Origin of the sequence: Agrobacterium tumefaciens (assembly GCF_005221325.1) — a bacterium.
Classification (GTDB): domain Bacteria; phylum Pseudomonadota; class Alphaproteobacteria; order Rhizobiales; family Rhizobiaceae; genus Agrobacterium.
The window spans coordinates 18,220-37,752 of the sequence record NZ_CP039891.1; the positions used below are offsets into that span (position 1 = coordinate 18,220).

Below are 19,533 nucleotides of genomic sequence, written 5' to 3' on the forward strand. Positions count from 1 at the left end.
GAACTGGTGAATTCGGGCGCTCCCCAAGCGCGTGCCTCTTACCTACCTCAGCCAAACTGACCGGCGGCACTTCTTCGAAAGGGAGAAACCTGATCGCCGTCTCTAGGAGATCGCAACGCTCGCGGCTTTGCGCGGCCGGCGTAGATCTGCGGACATTTGGGTCGAGGGCAGCCGATCTTTGCGGCCGATTGACGAACACCTGATGCCGCGGTCGACATTTATAGCAATGAAAGAAGAGGATCGGCTCGGGTTGGGGTCCAAGGCGATGCGCGCAGTGTGCCTGCCGGATGGGGCATTCACCCCATCACTTCAAAGGATGGTTGCTAGAGTGCCGGACGAAGGGAGAGAAGCGGGACCGGTTGAAGCCGGCCCCGCGTGTTTCCCTTTAAAGGCTGGGGATTTAAATCAAAACTCTTCCCAGCTTTCAGCTGATGCAGCGGCGCTGCCGGCAAAACCGATAGCACCCGAAAGCTTGGCCACCATGCGGCGCGCTGGCGATGCCAGAGGCCTGTGTTCAGCCTTTGCAGCGACCGGTCTGCCCGGTGCGACAAATCCTTCCGAGCCGACGCGGAAGCCTGAAATGATCTCCCTCAGTCTCTGTACTTCGCTTGCAAGGTTTGCGCTGGCTGCCGTGGATTCCTCTACCATCGCTGCATTCTGCTGAGTCACCTGGTCCATCTGGTTCACCGCAGTATTGACCTCATGCAAACCAACCGACTGCTCCTTGGCGGAGGTCGCGATGGCATCCAGCTGGGTGTTGATGGTGACGACCTGCTCTTCGATCACCTTCAACGCCAGACCGGTCTCCTGAACCAGTTTCACACCGGTGCTAACCTCTTCGCTGGAGTTGCGGATCAGTTCCTTGATCTCCTTGGCTGCCTGTGCAGACCGTTGCGCGAGTTCACGGACCTCCTGCGCTACAACCGCAAAGCCCTTACCTGCTTCACCGGCACGCGCTGCTTCCACGCCTGCATTCAGGGCAAGCAAATTGGTCTGAAACGCAATTTCGTCGATCACACCAATGATGTTAGAAATCTGATTGGAAGAGTGTTCGATGCGCTGCATCGCGATAACGGCATTAGATACAACCTCGCCAGAGCGGCTTGCCGATTTGTTGGCTTCGATTGCCACATGGCGGGCTTCCTGCGTGCGCTGGGAAGAGTTCGCGACATTGGTGGTGATCTGATCCAATGCTGCAGCGGTTTCTTCCAGAGATGCTGCCTGCTGTTCCGTGCGCTTGGAAAGGTCTTCAGCGCTCTGGCTTATTTCGCGCGCGCCACTGTCGATAGAACCGGTGGCCTGGGAAACAGACCGCAAGCTACCGGCAAGTTGGCTGACGGCAGCGTTGAAGTCAGACCGCAGCGTTTCGAAGTCACTGGCGAAAGGTTCGGTCAGACGGTAGGTCAGGTCACCGCTGGAGAGATGCTTCAAGCCTTCGCCAAGCCCGGAAGTCGCCTGTGCCATCTGTTGTGCGCGTTGACGATCAGCCTCGGCCACGCGGGCACGTTCTGCTTCACTGGCGCTGCGACCAGACGCTGCCTCTTGCTCAAGCTGCAATGCACGCAAGCCGTTCTCCTTGAAGATCTGCACGGCTTTCGCCATTGTACCGACTTCGTCACGACGATCCGTGCCCTCGACGGTGGCAGTAAAGTCGCCATTGGCAAGCACACCCATGGTGTTGACCATATTCAGGATAGGCTTCACCAGCCAGGCGCGGATTGCAACGAAGCCGAGGAGCAGTACAGCGAGCAGACCCAAAACGACCGCGCTCAAAGTGACGACGAAGGTTTGATGCGAAGCGTTAGTCAGGTCACTGCTTTGTTTATCTGAAGAATCCACAATAGCATTCGTGAGCTCAGTGAAACGGAGCGAAATTGTCGAGAAGCTCTGCTCACACTGGAGAGCGGCTTGCTGTGAAGCGGCAACACCCTGATCGCTCGTTGCTGCTAGGCCAGCGGCGATGGTCGGTCCGCAAACATCCTTGAAGACATTTAGCACATCGGCCTTGATAACGGGCAGTTCAGATTTCTCCGGAAGCGATGCTATCGCCGTGTCCATGGACTTGACGAAACTAGCTTCGGCGTCTTTTAGGTTCTTCTGGGCAGTGGCGTTGTGTTCCGGCGTTCGTGACAACAACAGTTCGGCGACCGAGGCGCGAAATGCTTGCAGGGCACGGTTGGAGCGGGCCATGTAAAGTGCCGCTTTTGATTCACTCCCCAGCAATTCGTTGTAGCTTGCGTCAATCCTCTTGATCTGCTGCCCTGAATAGAATGCCATACCCAGAGAGAATAGGCCAAATGCGGCCATGATGATGAGGAATTTTCCGATAATAGAAATATGCTTCACGTGCCACTCCGAGGATTTTAGTTTTGATCCTACGTCGCCGAAAGCAAATCATTTACTGGGCAGACTTTCCAAAATGCAGTCACTGCGCACAGCATTATTGCGCCAGCATCACTGAATTCTTGTGTGTTTTAATTAAAGCAATTATCAATTTATAATATATTAATGCGATTTCTTAATCATGTATATTTGTACAAGTTGGATTGACTCTCCCTCGCGGCGACGCGCGGAAACGATCATAAACTCTCCAAACCTGATTATTTTATCGAGACATTCATAATGCAAAAAGCTCGCAATGCTCGAAGCCCTGCCGGCCGGTGATGTGTCTGTACAGTCGGTTCGCAAAATATCAAGGGTAAGAACCCGCACGCTGCGGCAGGCTCGCATGTCATTCCAACGAACGCTCGATTCTGTTGGATCGTCGCTAGCGGATCAATTGCGTAAGACAGCGATGTTGAGTGCTGAGATCCCTTTTTTTGCTGGGCTCCCAAAATGCTAATTCTTTTGCGACGGCATTTCGAACATGGACTGGGACAACTCCAATCAATGATCCGGTTTCGCTTTCTGGCGGGAAACTCAATTGATGAGCGCCAAACCCACGCCGCCAACCGCAGCCACAACGACAACGAGCCACGGCGGAAGCTTCCACGACATCAGAAGCACAAAGCACAAGAGGACCAGCGTGAAATCACGCATGTTGCCGATAGCGCTGGTGAATACTGGCGAATAGAGGGCAGCGCCGAGGATACCGACAACCGCGGCGTTTGCACCTTGCATAAGTGACTGCGCTGTCGCCATCGAACGAAACCGGTCCCAAAAGGGCAGTACGCCGATGAGAAGCAGAAATCCGGGCAGGAAGACGGACAGCAGCGCGATGGCTGCACCCACTATGCCATTCGGCGACGGTCCGAGGACAGCGCCGAGATAGGCCGCAAAGGTGAACAGCGGCCCAGGGACCGCCTGTGCGGCGCCATAGCCCGCGAGAAACGCATCGGGGGATACCCAGCCAGGTTGCACGACTTCGGTCTCGAGAAGAGGCAGGACCACATGTCCTCCGCCGAACACGAGTGAACCGGCGCGGTAGAAGCTATCAGCGACAGCGAATGCCTGGTCGTATTTCGCAATCAGGGGCAGAACCACAAGCAGTCCGAAAAATGCGACGAGTGCCGATACAGCGCCTCGTCGGGTGACTGGCACTGTGACGTGTCCGCTCACGGGTGTGCCAGTGCCACGACCGAGCAGAAGTCCCGCGACTGCGCCAATCAGGATCGCCCCCACCATACCGAAGGCTCCGGGCATGAATGCCAGAATGGCCACGGCCGCGACAGCAATGACCGCGCGCTCCTTGTCGGGGCAAAGGTTTCTTGCCATACCCCAGACGGCCTGCGCCACGATGGCAACCGCCACGATCTTCAGGCCATGCAGCGCGCCCGTGCCGACCGGCCCCGAAATGCTTGCAGCAGACATGGCAAATGCCATGAGGATCAAAGCCGATGGTAAAGTGAAGGCCGTGAACGCGGCGAGCGCGCCCAACCAGCCCGCCCTCATCATCCCAAGCGCAAAACCCACCTGACTGGATGCTGGACCCGGCAAGAATTGGCAAAGGGCGACCAGATCGGCATAGGCGTGATCGGAAAGCCAAGCGCGTCGGTTCACGAGTTCTTCCCGGAAGTATCCAAGATGGGCAATGGGTCCACCGAATGATGTGAGGCCGAGCTTCAGGAACGTGCGAAAGACTTCTGCGGGCGTGCCGGCAGGCGTTTGAATCTGGGTCGTGCTCGTGCTGTCTGTCATTCTGTTCCTGCCTCGCCCTTGAGTTCTCTCAGTTGGATCCTGGCAACCGCCAGGCCTTCGCGTCCAAGATCTGTGATCACGTAGAATTTGCGTGATGTGCGCCCATCGCGCTCGGTCCTGCTGAAGAGGTAGCCATCCCGCTCCATCTTCGACAGCATCGGATAGAGCGTCCCCGGTGAAAGCCGATAGCCATGACGTGCGAGCTCGTCGATCATCCATTGCCCATACACGGGGTGGTGGGCTGCGTGGTGCAGGATATGCAGCCGAACCAAGCCAGAGAGCAAATCATGATGGTCCATACGGGTTGACATGGAGGCACCGTCCGATTTCGTTATCGATATCCGATAAAGCATCCTCTAGTTTTGAGGTCAACATCTGTGTTCGCGGTCGATCAAAAATGAAGAGCTTACGCGTGCCGCTTGTCAGAGACTGCAACAGCTTGATCCGCCAATTGGAGAAGACCATGGACTATGCTCCGCTCATCAGCACCGTCGACCTTCCAAAACTGACGCCGCTTCGACTGCTGTACGTACCTGCCGGTGATGAGAGACCGGACGGGTTGATATGCGTGCCGATCGAAGCCTGGATCGATGTCGCGAAGCGTAGCCAGACCGGGTTCGACGATCTTGTCTTTTGGCAGAGTGAGATCGAGGCGCTCGGCGTTGGACACGATGCTGTGACGGTCGTCCTGGACGATGGACGGATGACGGAGGCATCCAGGGTCTGGTTCATTCTCCAGTATTTTGGGCTGCCCGTGTCGGTCCTCAATGGCGGCTTACCTTCGCTAAACCATTTGCCGATGCAGGCTCCCCGCGGCGCCACCCCGCTTCAGCTTAGTCCGGGCGCAGGTCGCGTGGGATTGAAGGACAAATTGGTTCTGAGAGATGAACTGGAAAACGTCCAGGTATTTGATGCGCGAGCGGGAGCTGAATTTCGCGGTGAAGATCTGAAGGGCAATTCACGAGGCGGGCATCTACCCGGCGCAATGAACCTTTCGCATGATTCTCTTTTGGATGGCCGTCATCTGCGCGACGCCCATGAGATCGAAAGCATGTTGGATGCTGCCGGTCTGAGCCATGATCTACCGATCGTCAGCCATTGTAATGGCGGCGGTCGGGCGGCCCTCGCGGCAGTAGTTGCGGGCCGTGAGGATGTGCATGCCTACTATCTCAGTTTTGCCGATTGGGCTGCAGATGAGAGCTGCGTGATCAGCATGGTCCCGAATTAGCCATTTCCAATGAGGCTCACTTTGAACTCATTATGGATTGCGCGTCACGGAGAAGTTTTGATTGCAGGGCCACTGGTTCGGCTCCGTGCTGTACGTGATCTTCGATCTCGCATTTTATGGAACGCTTGTGGAAATTGAGATGAGCAGCTACCGGTCGAGCTAGAAGAGGAGTTTGAGCCCCGACGCCAGTAACAGAGCAGAAAGAATGCTCCTGAGCCAACGGTCTGAAAGGTATCTGCTTCCAACCAAGGCACCGATCGAACCTCCTGCTGCAACCGCCATCAGCCACATTGGCATGGACTTCGGAAATTGGTCCCAGTAAGCGCATGCCCCAAGCAAAGCTGCGGCCGAGTTCATAAGATTGTAAACCGCCGTGGTCGAGGCAGTCTGGTGGGCCGTTCCCCAATTCATGGCCAGGATTACCGGCGCGAGAAATACTCCACCGCCAGTTCCGGTGGTCCCGGAAACGAAACCGATAATCGCCCCGGTCAGCAGGGCAGCCCAAAACGGCGGCGCTGTAGGTGTCTCAACTGTCGCCGAATTCGCTTGAAACGCTAACCTTGCCATCTGAAGCGCAGAAAAGATGAGGACGATCCCGACGATCGGATAGTAAATCCGTTCCGGCAGATGGACTGCACCGCCGATCATCGAGCCGGGAAAGCCGAGAATGGCGAATGGATAGACGTTTCGCCAGGAAAGGCGGCCTCGCCTCAGAAAGTGAAGCGTGCCAATGGCCGCCACCATCAGGTTGAGTGCAAGGGCGGTCGTCTTCATAACTGGCGGCGCCAGACCAACCAATGCCATTGCTGCAATATATCCTGATGCTCCGGCCTGTCCGACCGCGGCGTAGACGAGAGCAATAACCAGAAACGCGACGCCCAGCCAGACCGCTTGAAAGTCCAATTCTACCAATGCTCCCGTTACGCTCAAACTTCCTTCAACGCCTTAGAGCCGTCCAGGGTGCCGATCAGAGTCAAGCTCGCTTGATTCATACCCGATACATCGACGGCAATGTCATGGCTCTTGAACCGGCTTACGACTTTGTCGAGCGCTGCAACGGCGGTTATGTCCCAGAAATGGGCATCCGACACGTCGATAAGCACGTTAAAACCGGTGGCATCCTCAATGTCAAACGCCTCGATGAACACGTCGGCGGATGCAAAGAATACATGGCCGGATACCCGATAGGTCAAGCGCCCTGTATCCGGATCCCTTTTCGCTTCGACCCGTAGCAGCCGAGCGACCTTGAAGGTGAAGAACACGCCGCTCAACAGCACGCCGATCGTCACGCCAAGAGCAAGGTTCGCGCTGAACACCGTGACAAGAACTGTGGCGACCATGACGGCGCTCGACATTTTGGGGTGCACAACGATCGTCTTCAGCGATGACCAGTCGAACGTGTCGATCGACACCATCACCATGATCGCCACGAGTGCGGCGACCGGGACTTGCGACACCCATGGTTTGAGCAAAACCATCAGGATCAGCAGGAAAGCCCCCGCAAACAGTGTAGAAAGGCGGCCTCGTCCGCCGTATTTTACGTTGCTGACGGTCTGGCCGATCATGCCGCAGCCTGCGATCCCACCGAAAAGACTGGCGGCGGTGTTGGCGATGCCAAGGCCGGTGCACTCCCTGTTCTTCGAACTCGGCGTGCCGGTCAAATCATCGACGACGCTCGCGGTCATCATGGATTCGAGCAGGCCGACCATGGCGATAGCGAGTGCTGGGCCGGCGATGATTGTCAGGGTCTCAAGCGTCATTGGAACAGCGGGCCAGCTGAAAATCGGAAGAGAGTCAGGCAGCCTGCCCAGATCGGCGATCGTCATGACCGGGAGATGCAAGGCTATCGAAGCGACTGTCAGAACCAAAATGCAGATCAGGGGCGATGGGATTGACGTGGTGACCCGGGGAAAAAGGTAGATCACCGCAAGTCCCGCGGCCAGCATGCCGTAGTTGAGCCAATCTCCCCCGATGATGTGGGGCAACTGTGCCGCGAAAATCAGGATCGCGAGCGCATTGACGAAGCCTGTGCGGACGGACTTCGAAACAAAGCGCATGAGGACGCCAAGCCGCAGAAGCCCAAACACGATCTGGAAAGCGCCCGCCAGCAAACCAGCCGCAAACAGGTAAGGCAGCCCATGCGCGTGAACCAGGGGAGCCGCGACCAGTGCCACGGATCCCGCAGCAGCGGAAATCATGGCGGGACGGCCGCCGGTGAAGGCGATGACAATGCCGATAACGAAAGAGGCAAACAGGCCAACCTGAGGATCAACGCCGGCAACGAAGGAAAAGGCAATGACCTCGGGGATCAGCGCGAATGTCGCGACGGCTCCAGCGAGCATTTCGCGCATAGGATTGGCGGACCAATCCCGACGGATGGAAGAAAAGTTCATGTGATGAGTTCTCGCAAAGCATGGCGTACGCGCTCTGGCGGGCGGTGCGTTTGATTGGCATGCAGGTTTTGCGTGGTCTGGCGGATCGGCGGCCAGAAGAGCCACCCGGAGTTTCACCGGGTCCGTGGTGAGTGCGGCGTTTATGGCCGCATTTATTCTGCAGCGCAATATGTAATCGGCGGAGCCACCAATGACATCCAACCGGTCCTTCAATCGTTGGGTCAGACCACAGCTTAGGCCTGCCGTCCGAGAGCTTCGGGTCGTTTCGCAGGCACATTTGCCAGTCCGGCGATCGTGAAGAAAGCCAGAACCGCGAGTGCGCCGAGCCCCGTCGTAATTGCAAGAGACCAGGTCGCGCCTATATTGGCCATGGCCAATGCCAGAGCGAACGGTGCGGTCGCAGAGACGATGAGCCTCGCGGCCATGACCTTGCCCTGAAGCCTGCCGTATCCCTCGCTGCCAAACAGCATCAACGGCAAAGTGCCGGTGACGATGCTGAATAGGCCATTGCCCAGACCGAACACGATGGCAAACGCCATCGCTCCGATCACAGACGGCGCCGTGAGGATCAAGATCAGGACGCCACCTGGAATCAGCGCGGCGGCGATCGTCGCCAAAGCCAGTGGCGGCAAATTGCCGCCGAGCAACATATTCGTGAAGCGGCTCAACACCTGGGAGGGGCCGAAGAGCGTACCGACGATGGCGGCCGTGGCGCCGAGGCCGAGGCCCGATAACAGCGGCACCATATGGACCAACACTGCCGCGCTAACGAGCGACTGCAACGAGAAACCGGCGACCATCAGAATGAACCCAAGGCGTCTGACCTCCGGGCTGAGAACACCCTCCACGATGTGTACTGATCCGCTATGTTCCTGTCGGCGCCCCCTGGCAAGCCCATGGGAGAGCCAGGCATGGAGAGGCAGGCAGATCAGGAGATTCAGCCCGGCGAACAGCAGGTAGATGTTCTGCCAGGAGAGGTGGGCATGCAGCGCCGTGGTGATGGGCCAGAAGATCGTTGAAGCAAATCCGGCGATCAAGGTCAGATAGGTGATGCTGCGTTGGGCGGTGTGTGGCTGGATCTGGACAAGCAGCGCGAAGGCTGCGCCGTACTGCACCAGGTTTGCTGCGATCTCAATCACGATCAACGCAACGACAAAGGCAATCTTGCCGGGAGCGAAGGCGCAGGCAATGAGGGCAGCAGCGGCAATTGCGGAACCAGTCGTCATCACGCGTCCCGCGCCAAAATGGTCAATTGCCCTGCCCAGCCATGGCGCGCTCAGTCCGCCCAAGAGAAGTGCCGCCGAAAGTGCCCCGAAGATCCATTCCGTCGACCAGTCCAGATCGCGTGCCATGTCGGGTGCGAGGATGCTGAAGCTGTAGTAGAGGGTCCCGTATCCGATGATTTGTGTAAGACCGAGGGCGAGGATGGCGGCAATCGGCGGACGTTCGGTCATATGGATTTCAGGCTCACGCGCTGTTCCAGCTTTTCCGCTTCTTCCTTTCGTTCGCTGTATCGATCGGTGAGATAGGAGGACGCATCCCGCGTCAGCAAGGTGAACTTCACCAGTTCCTCGCAGACATCGACGACGCGATCGTAATAAGAGGATGGCTTCATCCGCCCGTCGGCATCGAATTCCTGGAAGGCTTTTGCTACCGATGACTGGTTGGGTATCGTGATCATCCGCATCCAGCGGCCGAGAACACGAAGCTGGTTGATGGCATTGAACGATTGAGATCCGCCAGACACTTGCATCACCGCCAAAGCCTTGCCCTGCGTCGGCCGGACCGATCCGACCGACAGGGGAATCCAATCGATCTGCGCCTTCATGATCCCGGTCATCGCGCCATGGCGTTCCGGGCTGACCCAGACCTGACCCTCTGACCAGGCTGATAGCGCGCGCAGTTCCTGCACCTTCGGATGGCTCACCGGCTCGGCGTCAGGCAGAGGCAGACCTTCCGGGTTGAAGATCCGGACCTCGCAGCCGAAGTGCTCAAGCAACCGGCCAGCCTCAAGCGCCAGAAAGCGGCTGTAAGAGATTGTCCGGAGGGAGCCGTACAGAATGAGGATGCGCGGCTTGTGGGTTGAGAATGCCGGGCGCAATGCAGCCAGATCGGGAAGTTCAAGATGTTCTTGTGATGCAGCAGGCAGATCAGACAACGCGCTTGCCCTCGCCATCGAGTACCTGTTCACCATCCTCCTTCGTGAAGGCGCCTTCATGCGTTTCCGGCAGGATTTCCAGAACCACCTCGGACGGACGCGCAAGCCTTGTGCCGAGCGGCGTAATGACGAACGGCCGGTTGATCAGGATCGGGTCCTTCAGCATGGCGTCGAGCAACTGATCGTCCGTCAGGGAGGTGTCGTTCAGGCCCAGTTCCGCATAGGGCGTTCCTTTCTCGCGGATCGCCTCGCGCACGGTCAGGCCGGCGTCAGTGATCATTTTCACAAGCTGATCGCGCGACGGCGGGTTGTTCAGGTACTCAATCACGGTGGGTTCGATACCGGCGTTCCGGATCATCGCCAGCGTGTTGCGCGACGTGCCGCAATCCGGATTGTGATAGATGGTGGCGTCCATGGTCAGACCCTTTCAATAGCTTCGGGTTTGGAATGAGAGGTTGCCTGCACGGCGCCGCCGCGCTCGTACCAACCCTTGCTGCGGTTGACGATCCAGACGACTGACAGCATCACTGGAACCTCGATAAGGACACCGACGACGGTTGCAAGTGCCGCGCCCGAGTTGAAGCCGAACAGACTGATTGCTGCGGCAACCGCCAGTTCGAAGAAGTTCGAGGCGCCGATCAAGGCCGAAGGACCGGCGACGCAATGCTGCTCACCCGATATCCGGTTCAGCAGATAGGCAAGACCGGAGTTGAAGTAGACCTGGATCAGGATGGGCACCGCCAGCAAGGCGATGATGGTCGGCTGGGCGATGATCTGTTCGCCCTGGAAGCCGAATAGCAGCACTAGGGTAGCAAGGAGCGCCACTAAGGACAGTGGCTGAAGTGTTTTCAGCAGACGGTCAAGGGATGCCGATGATCCGGAAGCAAGCAGGCTGCGGCGCAGGATCTGGGCGGCTATCACCGGCAGGATGATGTAGAGCACCACCGAGAACACCAGCGTCGCCCATGGCACGGTAATGGCGGAAAGGCCGAGCAGCAGGCCGACGATGGGCGCGAATGCCACCACCATGATGGCGTCATTCAGCGCAACCTGCGAAAGCGTGAAGAGGGGCTCGCCCTTGGTCAGGTTTGACCAGACGAACACCATCGCCGTACAGGGTGCCGCGGCAAGGATGATCAGACCGGCGATATAGGAATCGATCTGCACCTCCGGCAACATTGGCCGGAACAGATAGCCGATGAACAGCCAGCCGAGCAGCGCCATCGAGAAGGGTTTGACTGCCCAGTTGATGAAGAGCGTCACACCGATACCGCGCCAATGACGACCGACCTGGCTCAAGGCCGCAAAGTCGATCTTGACCAGCATCGGGATAATCATCAGCCAGATCAGCACGGCGACGGGAATGTTGACCTTGGCGACTTCGGCCGCGCCGATCACTTGGAAGACATCCGGCATCAAGTGGCCGAGGGCAATGCCCGCAAGGATGCACAAAAACACCCACACCGTGAGATAGCGTTCAAATGTGGACATCGTTGTTATCCCTGCAGCGGCTTGGCAAGCAATGCTGCCGAGGCCGGGCAAAGGCTGGCCGCCTGGCGGGTCTGAAGGATCGCGGCAGGTGCTGCCGCACGGTCGATCGGCTTGAAGCCAAGGGTTTCAAAGAAGGGAGCGGCGGTCGTGGTCAGAAGATAGCCCGTGCGTGCGCCGTCCGCATAAGCGCGTCGCAGCAGGAGGTCGGTCGCACGACGGCCCAGGCCCTTGTGACGGTTGGCGGGCGTGATCACCACCGATCGCAGCAGCGCGTTGTCGCCATGGAGCTCATATCCGCCATAGCCCACCGTATCGAGGCCACGGGCAATCCTGAAGAATGTCCGGCCGTCCTCATCGAGATCATCCGTCGGAAGATCAGCCGCCGCGAGTGCGCTGCGGAGATCAGCTTCATGTCCGGAGATGGGAAGGAGCGCCAGCGAGGTGGCGCCTTCGGTCGCGCCGATCTGACGGAGCTGCATTTCGAGCGCTAGCTTGTCGATCGAGGTGATCGGCAAGTTGATGAAGAGGGTAATGCGGTTCTTGAGGTAGCGTGCCGCCAGGGCAAAGGCGCGGCCAACCTCAATATCGGAACCTTCTACCGCAGCGGGGTCCTCGACACCCCAATGGGCGGTCATTGGATGGCCAAGCCAGACCGGGCAGGCTTCGCCCGCCGCGTTGTCACAGACGGTGAAGATGAAGTCCATCTGCGGGGCACCGGCCTCGGCAAAGACGTCCCAGCTTTTCGAGCTGAACCCGGTTGCGGGATAGCCGAGCGCGTCCAATGTTTTCAGCGCCCAGGGATGGACCTGTCCTTTCGGATGACTGCCAGCCGAGAAGGCGCGGAAGCGGCCTTTCCCCTCGGCATTGAGGATGGATTCCGCCAGGATCGAGCGTGCGGAATTGCCCGTGCAGAGAAAGAGCACATTATAAACGCGGTCGGCAGTCATTGCAGGTTCTCCTTGGCTGTCGGAGCGCAGCAGGCGGCAACTTCGGCGGCCGGCGCGCAGATTTCTGGATGTCCTGAACAGCAGTCTTCCATCAGGAAGCGCACCAGTCCGCCCAGAGCTTCATAGTTCGCGGTGTAGATGATCGAGCGGGATTGTCGTTGCGCGGCGATCAGTCCGGAATGCTCGAGCTCCTTCAGATGGAAGGAGATGTTCGACGGTGAGACCTCGACCTTCTCGGCCAACGCTCCAGCTGCCATGCCGTTGGGTCCGGCAACCACGAGGATGCGGACGATCTGCAAACGGGTCTCCTGAGAGAGAGCGGCGAAGGCACCGAGCGCTTGACGTTGGTCCATATTTCAATCATCCTTGAATCATTGAAACGAGGATTACCGCAAATGAACGCGATCGACAACAGCAAAATCTCATCTGAAGATATCAGCCTTGGTTTGCTTCTCGATACACTGGCTGGCGCCAAGGACCTGCCTCTGGTGTTCCACTACGATGGGCACCCGATAAAGGCGGGCTACCACGTGACGGAGGTCAAGGCCGGACAGTTCTCCGCACTCGACTGCGGTGCAAACCCGGAAGCATGGTCGGAGATTTTCGTGCAGCTGTGGGACATCGACGAGCACGATCGGGCCCACATGCCGGGCGGCAAGTTTTCGGCAATCATCCGCAAGGTCTCGGAGCATCTGAAGCTGGACGGATCCGCCAAGCTGACATTCGAGGTCAGCGACGGTGTGCGGCCAATGTCGCTCTATTGCGCCGGCATACCGAGGCTTCGCGATGGCGCACTGCATGTCGAACTGTCGCCGCGCGCGGCTAGTTGCAAGCCGCGTGATCGCTGGCTTGCTGCGGAGCCTGCTCAATCCACTTGCTGCGGGGCAGCGTGCTGCATTTAGATTGACTGTGTTGGTTAAATCTCTTGTCGGCTTGCTTCGATCTGCTTGTCGAAGTCCGATCGGAACGACCGGTACTCCCACCGTCCGGTTTGAGGGTTTCGTCGTCGCCAGACCACCTCCAGCCAGAACACGTGATCATCGATTGGAATGACGGGGTACCAAGCGTACCACTCTTGCCATAGGCACTCTTCCTTCAACATCGTGCATTCCTCCCCCTTGAAGTTTTTTGACGGTCTCAAGCCCTGTAGGCGACGAGCACGGCTCCTCCCGTGATCATTACGACACCGAGCCAGTTCGGGAGCGTCAGGCGCTCGCCGAGAAACAGCACGGCGAAAATGGACACGAACACGACGGACAGCTTGTCGATCGGCGCGACGCGGGCCGCATCGCCAAGCTTCCATGCCCGAGAATAGCAAATCCAGGACGCGCCCGTGGCGAAGCCGGAAAGCACGAGGAACAGCCAGCTTCTGGTCGAGACCGAAGACGGCTGCTGCCAATTGCCGGTGCTATAGACCATCCTGCCGGCGGCCAGCAGGATGACGATGGTGCGGATGAAGGTGGCGAAGTCAGAGTTCACATTCTCCACCCCGATCTTGGCGAAGATCGCCGTCAGGGCTGCAAAGCCAGCCGAAAGGAGCGCCCAAAAGGGCCAGCTTGTGGGGAAGATTTCATGCGGCATGTCCTTGCCCAGTCAGCCGGATCAGCATGAGGCCGACAAAAAGTCCCGCCATGGAAAGAACTAGCGAGAGGGCGACGTATCCAGCAGCAATGCCCCATTGCCCGCGTTCCCAGAGGGTCACGGCATCCAGCGAAAAGGTCGAGAAGGTGGTGAACCCGCCGAGCAGCCCGGTGGTCAGGAACAGGCGCAACTCCTGCGGCAGGCCAGAGCGAAACACGAAATACTCGGTAAGCAGACCCATGACGATAGAGCCAACGACATTGACGGTGAGTGTGCCGTAGGGAAAGCCAAAGCCTAAGAGGCGCGCGGCGCCCATGTTGACGGCGTGCCGGAAAACACCACCAATACCCGCGCCAAGGAAAACGATCAGATAGACCAAGATCACGCCTCCTTCAGGGTGTCGTGACTTTGAGGGCTTCTGCCGCCGCCACATCGTGATGGACAACGTCCCATTGTTCCAGGTGCTTGTAGACGATCACCTTGTGTTTCAGCAGCGCGCCATGGGTCTTGCAGAATTCCTCAAGTTGCTCGCGCGACGCAATCATCTCGACGGACATGGTCAGATCCGGATTGGGGATCTCGAAGCCCTCGTCCTGAAGCTTGCCGCTGTTGGAATATCCGAAATGCGTATGGTGAGCGACGGCATTCATGATGCCGGCCGACTTCGCCTGCAGGACCAGTTCCCGGTAGAGCGGCTTCGATCCGAACCAACCGCCCTTGCCGGGCGTCTTCTCACGCGGCTTCATATAGATGCGAACCATGCCGATTTCGGTTGAATGCAGTTTGTGTTGCGTCACGATGATGGGCCTTTCGGTGAGCGTTGCGGTGGTGGCGATCGAGCGGAGACGGACCTTGCCTACGAGATCGCCGATGGTCTGAGCCTGCATGTCACGCATGTGTCTGACGGAAATGTCGAAGGGGATGTCGTTGGCGGCGGCCGTCTTTGGAACGCCGACGCGCTGAGACAAGTAGATGCTGGAATGGCCGCTGCACAGATAGGCAACGAAGCAGGCGACGGCGAGGTAGACCGAGTGGGTCGCGCCAAAGAGCTCTATCCCCATGATCATGCAGGCCAGCGGCGTATTGGTTGCGCCGGCGAAGACGGCGACAAAACCGAGGGCCGCGAAGAGATCGACCGGAGCACCAAGAATACCAGCCAGGGCACTACCGAGACCCGCGCCGATGAAAAACAGCGGCGTGACCTCGCCGCCCTTGAAGCCGGCGCTTAACGTGACGATGGTGAATAGCCCCTTCCAGGCCCAGCTCCAGTAATCGACATGATCCGGACGGAAGAAGCCAAGGATCGTCGCGTCGCCGGGATTGGGGGACCAGACACCCAGACCGAGATATTCCCGCGTACCGAGGAGGTAGACGAGGCCCAGCAATATGGCGCTGGCGAGTACCGGACGCAGCGGCGCATAAGGCAGGATCGCCTTGTACGCAGACGATGCCAGATGGGAAAGCTCGGCGAAGAAGTGGGCGACAAGGCCAAAAGCCACGCCGGCAATGACGACCTTGAGCAGCAGGACTGCATCAAGGTGGAATCCCACCGCTTCCCCGACGCCGCCGAGATAGGCGATGGCATATTGGGTGTGGCCGATTCCCCAGGCATGGCAGGTCCAGTCGGCAACGATGGCAGCAAGCAAGGCAGGCAACAAGGCCTCGTACTGCATGCGTCCGATGGTCAGAACCTCCAGCGCAAAAATCGCGCCGGCGATCGGTGTGCCAAACACAGCGCCGAAGCCTGCCGCAATGCCAGCCATCAGCAGAATGCGTACGTCGCCAGGCGCCAGCTTGAACGTCTTGCCAAAGGCGCTGGCGAGACTGCCGCCGAGCTGCACCGCGGTTCCCTCACGACCGGCCGAGCCGCCGACCAAATGGGTGAGCACCGTGGTCACAAGGATGAAGGGCGCCATGCGCAGAGGCACACCGCCACCCGGCTCATGGATCTGGTCGACAATCAGGTTGTTGCCGCCTTCGGCCGACTTGCCGAATTTCTGGTATGCCCAGACCATGGCAAAGCCTGCGACCGGCATGCCATAGATCAGCCAGGGAAACTCGAAGCGAAGCTCCGTTGCCCGGTCGAGGCTCCAGAGAAACAGCGCGACGAATGAGCCGACGGCAACAGCCAGCGGAACCACGATTACGATCCATTTTGCAAGGCTGCGAACTTGCTGAAACCGAAGACCAAAAAATGCCGAGGACGCCATCAGTTGGACGCTCCCGCAGATTCACATTTCATCTTGGAAGACAGGTACATTCTGGTCACGACTCTACTCCTTCGCGTGTTGCGCGTTGAGTAGGAGTCATCAGCTTCGCCAGGGAAGCGGTTCGGCGTAATGCCCGGCAGAATCCATTACCGTTGCAACTTTAATACTCAGTCGAAATGAGCACTGTCAATCCCGCTCACATGGAGAGCGGGATTGCTTGGCACCTGGCCACATTTTTCATCCTGAATGCAGTTCGAGAAGGGGTGCCGTTTATCTTGGCATCCATTGGCGCGATGTTCCGCATGCGTGCGGAATCGGGAGAAGTTCGCGGAAAAGCCATCGCCACTCAGGCTGCACGCCTCGCTCGACGCCCCGAAACAGTCAGAAAGACCGCACCCAAAAGACCGGACACAAGCGACCCCATCAGGATCCCGATCTTGACGTGATCTTGGACAACTGGATCGCTGAACGCCAGCAGGCCGATGAAAAGGGACATCGTAAACCCGATTCCACACAGCAGGGCCACGCCGGTCATCTGACCCCAACTGGCGCTCGCAGGAAGATCGGCCAATCCCAGTCTTACAAGGACTGCCACCGTTCCCAGAACGCCGACCAGCTTTCCGAGTAACAAACCGGCCGCTACGCCCATAGTGAGCGGCTCTTCGAAGACCGACATCGAAACACCCGCAAACGAAACACCTGCGTTGGCAAAGCCAAAGATCGGCACGATGGCGAAGGCGACCGGCTTGTGCAACAGGTGTTCGAGCCTGTGCAGAGGTGACTCATCATGTGTGGCTTCCGGCGCCCCGGGCGTCAGCTTCAGCGGTATCGTCAGCGCCAGCAGGACGCCAGCAAGGGTGGCATGTACGCCTGATGCGAAAACCAGCACCCACAGCACCGCGCCAAGCACAAGATAAGGCCACAGAGATTTCACACCCATGCGGTTGAAGATGATCAGATTTCCAACGACGATGCCCGCGCCCGCCAATGCGAGCAGGTTCAGTTCCGCAGTATAGAAGAGAGCGATAACCACAACAGCGCCGAGATCGTCGATGATGGCCAGGGCCGCCAGAAATATCTTCAGCGATGCGGGAACACGATTGCCGAAAAGCGAAAGGACCCCAAGAGCAAAGGCGATATCGGTTGCGGTCGGGATCGCCCAACCACGGATAGCTGTCGGGTCACTCCAGTTGAAGTAGAGGTAAAACAGCGCCGGAAACAGCATGCCTCCTGCAGCCGCCGCGCCTGGCAAGACGCGCCGGCTCCAGCTCGAAAGCTGTCCGTCGAGCATCTCGCGTTTGATCTCCAGGCCGACGAGCAGGAAGAAGACGGCCATCAAGGCGTCATTGATCCAGTGCTGGACGCTCAGCGGGCCGACGTAGATGTGTAATACATGGAAGTAGCCCTCAGCCAGTGGCGAGTTGGCCGTGGCGATGGCCAAAACAGCAACTGCCATCAAGATGATGCCACCCGATGCTTCATTGTCGAGGAATTGACGAAGAGTAGAATGAATGCGGCCCTTGGAAAATGTCGAAGACATGGGTTCGCGCTCCTTGTGAGAGGTTGATCGAAGTCTCCGTCGATTTCGGGGGAAGCCCGCAGCGCACGCAGCACGCACTGTAAGGTTTTAAACTAGGTCATTTGCCCAACGATTTCCAGTAGTTTCGGCCCTATAAGGACTTGGCCAAACAGGATTATCGTCATCAAGCATTATTCGTTCGCAAACGCGATCTGCAAGCTTTTCGAAGCATCGGATGCGCATCGAGCTGGAAAGCTTGAGTAACGAACCGGAAGTATGGGTCATCACCAGCGTGGGAATCTGCAGCAATCGTGCAAGGAAAACGCGCCGATGTTCTGGAGTGACGCTGGCCCTGCGGCACATCTGATCGATGCGACAATCCACCAGTTGCGCTGCAACGCTGATGATGACCCTTGACGCCCTGCGCAAATCGAAACCGCAGTGGGCGCAAATATGCTGTGGGACGAGTTTGCTTTGAGCGTAGGCTTCGATACGTCGTTGGCAGGATGGGCACCGGTCGCGCAATCCGGAGCGGTGGTCGCCGCAAGATACTTTAGTGGCCAAACGCCAGCTGCGGCGAAAATATGGATGCTCATCACCAGCCAGGCATCGGGGACAAAACTGCAGCCAGGTTGAAGTCCCGCGCCGACCGCTGTTGCGTAGCGGCAACAAGAGCTCCGTCGGCAGGTCCCTCGACAGGGCCATTGCATGGATCTGATGGTGGGATACGCCGGTATTTGCACACAGCAGGTTTTTGACGTCGTTCGATGGCCTGAGGTCGATGGATGGCGACCACATGCCAGATCCAAGTCCGAGGACGCGGGCGAATCCACTTGGTGCAACACCGTTGGCATAAGCAAGACGGTGCAGCCAGCTCGACAGCAATTCGTCGGTTTGCGGTAAGACGTCGATGGGCCATTGCTCGGAAACGACGTGACGATATCTCTGTAGTACGCTGATTGTCGGGATGCCCGCGCCGCCCATCGTCATAACAGGTTGTCGCGCAAAGACGGATTGCGCCGCTGCGAAATTGGTATGTGCCGCAGTTCAACGATGCCCGCCTTAGTGATACGTTCGGTTCCCGATTGCACCGCCGCGACGGCCGCCTTTGTGATGATGGTGATGGTCTCGCCTATCAAACCTTCCGATAGACTGAATAAAAGTCGTGCCGACGGCTCGCTGGACAGATCCGAGATCCTGGCAAGAGGCAACGCCGCTTCGAGGCTGTCGAGCAACATCAAATAGCGCTCGTCGTATTGCCATCGCGGGACCGAGACCAGATCAAAACGGCTTGCCATCTCGCTGGTGGCATTGAGAAAGTCATAGACGGATACGTCCCCAATCAGCACCGGGGAGATGTCATACTGGCGACCGATCCGTCGCAGGAACGCAAAAATCGCCTCGACGTCGCGTGTTCTTCCGCGCAGTGCGTTGTGAAACTCGTCGAAGATCAACACCCTTGGTTTGAGACTTGCCAGCAAGTGATCCAGCTGTTCCGCCTTGCGGCTCACATTCCAAATATCGCCGCCGGGCGCGCGGAGTGCCTGGAGAATGCTGGCATAGAAATGGCCGAGCCCCGCCCCCTCGCGCGTCTGGACCATCCAAAGCCTTTGCTGGACAGATGTTCGCAGATGTTCGACGGCAAACCGCTCGGCGATCATCGTTTTGCCATTGGCATAGGGGCCGACCAGCATCAGGCCTTGGGTTCGCAATGACGGCGGTCTTGAGAGCAGTTCGGTGAGCCGTCGATGGCTGTCTTGTGCAACCTGATGCCCGATCCAGCGCGGGGCACGGATGTAGGCGATCCGCTCATCCTGGTCGCGCTCAAGATAGGGTCGGACATGGTCGAGCAGATGTTCCGACATGTCG

Annotated in this window: 20 protein-coding genes, 2 pseudogenes, 1 riboswitch and 1 other annotated feature; of the genes and pseudogenes, 3 read left to right on the forward strand and 19 right to left on the reverse strand. The window is 58.3% G+C overall.

From position 1 onward, the window contains the following. Positions 1 to 13: 13 nt before the first annotated feature. Positions 14 to 260 (forward strand): annotated as a pseudogene (locus CFBP5499_RS30685) (hypothetical protein); the annotation flags it as partial. Positions 261 to 405: 145 nt separating this feature from the next. Here CFBP5499_RS30685 and CFBP5499_RS27735 read toward each other — a convergent pair. The 3 genes from CFBP5499_RS27735 to CFBP5499_RS27745 all read right to left on the reverse strand — a co-directional run bounded on the left by CFBP5499_RS27735 (position 406) and on the right by CFBP5499_RS27745 (position 4,436). Then, on the reverse strand, positions 406 to 2,346 hold the full coding sequence (locus tag CFBP5499_RS27735; protein ID WP_080831013.1) for a methyl-accepting chemotaxis protein: 1,941 nt from the start codon (positions 2,344 to 2,346) through the stop codon (positions 406 to 408). Between the two features lie 573 nt (positions 2,347 to 2,919). After that, a complete protein-coding gene (gene chrA / locus CFBP5499_RS27740) occupies positions 2,920 to 4,137 on the reverse strand; it encodes a chromate efflux transporter (protein WP_080831011.1) in 1,218 nt (405 codons plus the stop codon). Next, the gene (locus CFBP5499_RS27745) at positions 4,134 to 4,436 is read right to left on the reverse strand and encodes a PadR family transcriptional regulator (protein ID WP_080831076.1); all 303 of its coding nucleotides are present in this window, start codon (positions 4,434 to 4,436) and stop codon (positions 4,134 to 4,136) included. The genes chrA and CFBP5499_RS27745 overlap by 4 nt, the downstream gene beginning before the upstream one ends. 164 nt (positions 4,437 to 4,600) lie before the next feature. Here CFBP5499_RS27745 and CFBP5499_RS27750 point away from each other — a divergent pair, with 164 nt between their 5' ends. Next, complete coding sequence (locus tag CFBP5499_RS27750; protein WP_158523335.1) at positions 4,601 to 5,365, forward strand: sulfurtransferase; 765 nt, start codon at positions 4,601 to 4,603, stop codon at positions 5,363 to 5,365. Between the two features lie 159 nt (positions 5,366 to 5,524). Here the strand turns inward: CFBP5499_RS27750 and CFBP5499_RS27755 are convergent, their stop codons facing one another. The 9 genes and pseudogenes from CFBP5499_RS27755 to CFBP5499_RS27790 all read right to left on the reverse strand — a co-directional run bounded on the left by CFBP5499_RS27755 (position 5,525) and on the right by CFBP5499_RS27790 (position 12,707). After that, positions 5,525 to 6,268 carry a sulfite exporter TauE/SafE family protein gene (locus CFBP5499_RS27755; RefSeq protein ID WP_080831074.1) on the reverse strand — a complete coding sequence of 248 codons (744 nt, stop codon included), beginning with the start codon at positions 6,266 to 6,268 and terminating at the stop codon, positions 5,525 to 5,527. 23 nt (positions 6,269 to 6,291) lie between these two features. Further along, positions 6,292 to 7,758 carry a SulP family inorganic anion transporter gene (locus CFBP5499_RS27760; protein WP_080831007.1) on the reverse strand — a complete coding sequence of 489 codons (1,467 nt, stop codon included), beginning with the start codon at positions 7,756 to 7,758 and terminating at the stop codon, positions 6,292 to 6,294. A 71-nt stretch (positions 7,759 to 7,829) separates the two neighbouring features. Further along, positions 7,830 to 7,885: a sequence feature (sul1 is cis-regulatory element that is thought to sense ions involved in sulfur or methionine metabolism; They are found in Alphaproteobacteria), on the reverse strand. 106 nt (positions 7,886 to 7,991) lie between these two features. After that, the gene (gene arsK, locus CFBP5499_RS27765; protein WP_080831005.1) at positions 7,992 to 9,212 is read right to left on the reverse strand and encodes an arsenite efflux MFS transporter ArsK; all 1,221 of its coding nucleotides are present in this window, start codon (positions 9,210 to 9,212) and stop codon (positions 7,992 to 7,994) included. Continuing rightward, positions 9,209 to 9,934, reverse strand: a complete 726-nt coding sequence (gene arsH / locus CFBP5499_RS27770) for an arsenical resistance protein ArsH (RefSeq protein WP_175416943.1) — start codon at positions 9,932 to 9,934, stop codon at positions 9,209 to 9,211. The genes arsK and arsH overlap by 4 nt, the downstream gene beginning before the upstream one ends. After that, positions 9,909 to 10,337 (reverse strand): arsenate reductase (glutaredoxin), encoded by a 429-nt coding sequence (arsC, locus tag CFBP5499_RS27775; protein WP_175416944.1) that lies wholly within the window; start codon positions 10,335 to 10,337, stop codon positions 9,909 to 9,911. The genes arsH and arsC overlap by 26 nt, the downstream gene beginning before the upstream one ends. After that, positions 10,334 to 11,407, reverse strand: coding sequence for an ACR3 family arsenite efflux transporter (arsB, locus tag CFBP5499_RS27780; RefSeq protein WP_080830999.1), 1,074 nt, complete (start codon positions 11,405 to 11,407; stop codon positions 10,334 to 10,336). Before arsB ends, arsC begins: the two co-directional genes overlap by 4 nt. Before the next feature lie 5 nt (positions 11,408 to 11,412). After that, complete coding sequence (gene arsN2 / locus CFBP5499_RS30690) at positions 11,413 to 11,871, reverse strand: arsenic resistance N-acetyltransferase ArsN2 (protein ID WP_233284289.1); 459 nt, start codon at positions 11,869 to 11,871, stop codon at positions 11,413 to 11,415. After that, positions 11,845 to 12,354, reverse strand: a pseudogene (locus CFBP5499_RS30695) (arsenate reductase ArsC); the annotation flags it as partial. The gene arsN2 and the pseudogene CFBP5499_RS30695, both read right to left, overlap by 27 nt. Further along, positions 12,351 to 12,707, reverse strand: a complete 357-nt coding sequence (locus tag CFBP5499_RS27790) for an ArsR/SmtB family transcription factor (protein WP_080830995.1) — start codon at positions 12,705 to 12,707, stop codon at positions 12,351 to 12,353. The gene CFBP5499_RS27790 and the pseudogene CFBP5499_RS30695, both read right to left, overlap by 4 nt. Before the next feature lie 42 nt (positions 12,708 to 12,749). Between CFBP5499_RS27790 and CFBP5499_RS27795 the strand changes: the two genes are divergently transcribed. Then, positions 12,750 to 13,256: a DUF6428 family protein gene (locus CFBP5499_RS27795; RefSeq protein ID WP_080830993.1), complete on the forward strand. Its 507-nt coding sequence runs from the start codon at positions 12,750 to 12,752 to the stop codon at positions 13,254 to 13,256. 14 nt (positions 13,257 to 13,270) lie between these two features. Here CFBP5499_RS27795 and CFBP5499_RS30700 read toward each other — a convergent pair whose 3' ends face one another. The 7 genes from CFBP5499_RS30700 to CFBP5499_RS27830 form a co-directional block, all read right to left on the reverse strand. After that, entirely contained in the window at positions 13,271 to 13,456 is a 186-nt protein-coding gene (locus CFBP5499_RS30700; RefSeq protein WP_080830992.1) for a hypothetical protein, read from the reverse strand. Positions 13,457 to 13,491: 35 nt separating this feature from the next. After that, entirely contained in the window at positions 13,492 to 13,935 is a 444-nt protein-coding gene (locus tag CFBP5499_RS27805) for an EamA family transporter (protein WP_080830990.1), read from the reverse strand. Then, positions 13,925 to 14,314, reverse strand: a complete 390-nt coding sequence (gene crcB / locus CFBP5499_RS27810) for a fluoride efflux transporter CrcB (RefSeq protein WP_080831072.1) — start codon at positions 14,312 to 14,314, stop codon at positions 13,925 to 13,927. Before crcB ends, CFBP5499_RS27805 begins: the two co-directional genes overlap by 11 nt. A gap of 13 nt (positions 14,315 to 14,327) precedes the next feature. Continuing rightward, positions 14,328 to 16,076, reverse strand: coding sequence for a voltage-gated chloride channel family protein (locus CFBP5499_RS27815; RefSeq protein WP_233284288.1), 1,749 nt, complete (start codon positions 16,074 to 16,076; stop codon positions 14,328 to 14,330). Positions 16,077 to 16,228: 152 nt separating this feature from the next. Continuing rightward, a riboswitch (Fluoride riboswitch) is annotated at positions 16,229 to 16,305 on the reverse strand. A gap of 186 nt (positions 16,306 to 16,491) precedes the next feature. Beyond that, the gene (gene nhaA / locus CFBP5499_RS27820) at positions 16,492 to 17,685 is read right to left on the reverse strand and encodes a Na+/H+ antiporter NhaA (protein WP_080830987.1); all 1,194 of its coding nucleotides are present in this window, start codon (positions 17,683 to 17,685) and stop codon (positions 16,492 to 16,494) included. 87 nt (positions 17,686 to 17,772) lie between these two features. Further along, positions 17,773 to 18,654 carry a TniQ family protein gene (locus tag CFBP5499_RS27825; RefSeq protein WP_080830985.1) on the reverse strand — a complete coding sequence of 294 codons (882 nt, stop codon included), beginning with the start codon at positions 18,652 to 18,654 and terminating at the stop codon, positions 17,773 to 17,775. Further along, on the reverse strand, positions 18,651 to 19,529 hold the full coding sequence (locus CFBP5499_RS27830) for a TniB family NTP-binding protein (protein WP_080830983.1): 879 nt from the start codon (positions 19,527 to 19,529) through the stop codon (positions 18,651 to 18,653). The genes CFBP5499_RS27825 and CFBP5499_RS27830 overlap by 4 nt, the downstream gene beginning before the upstream one ends. Between the last annotated feature and the right edge of the window lie 4 nt (positions 19,530 to 19,533).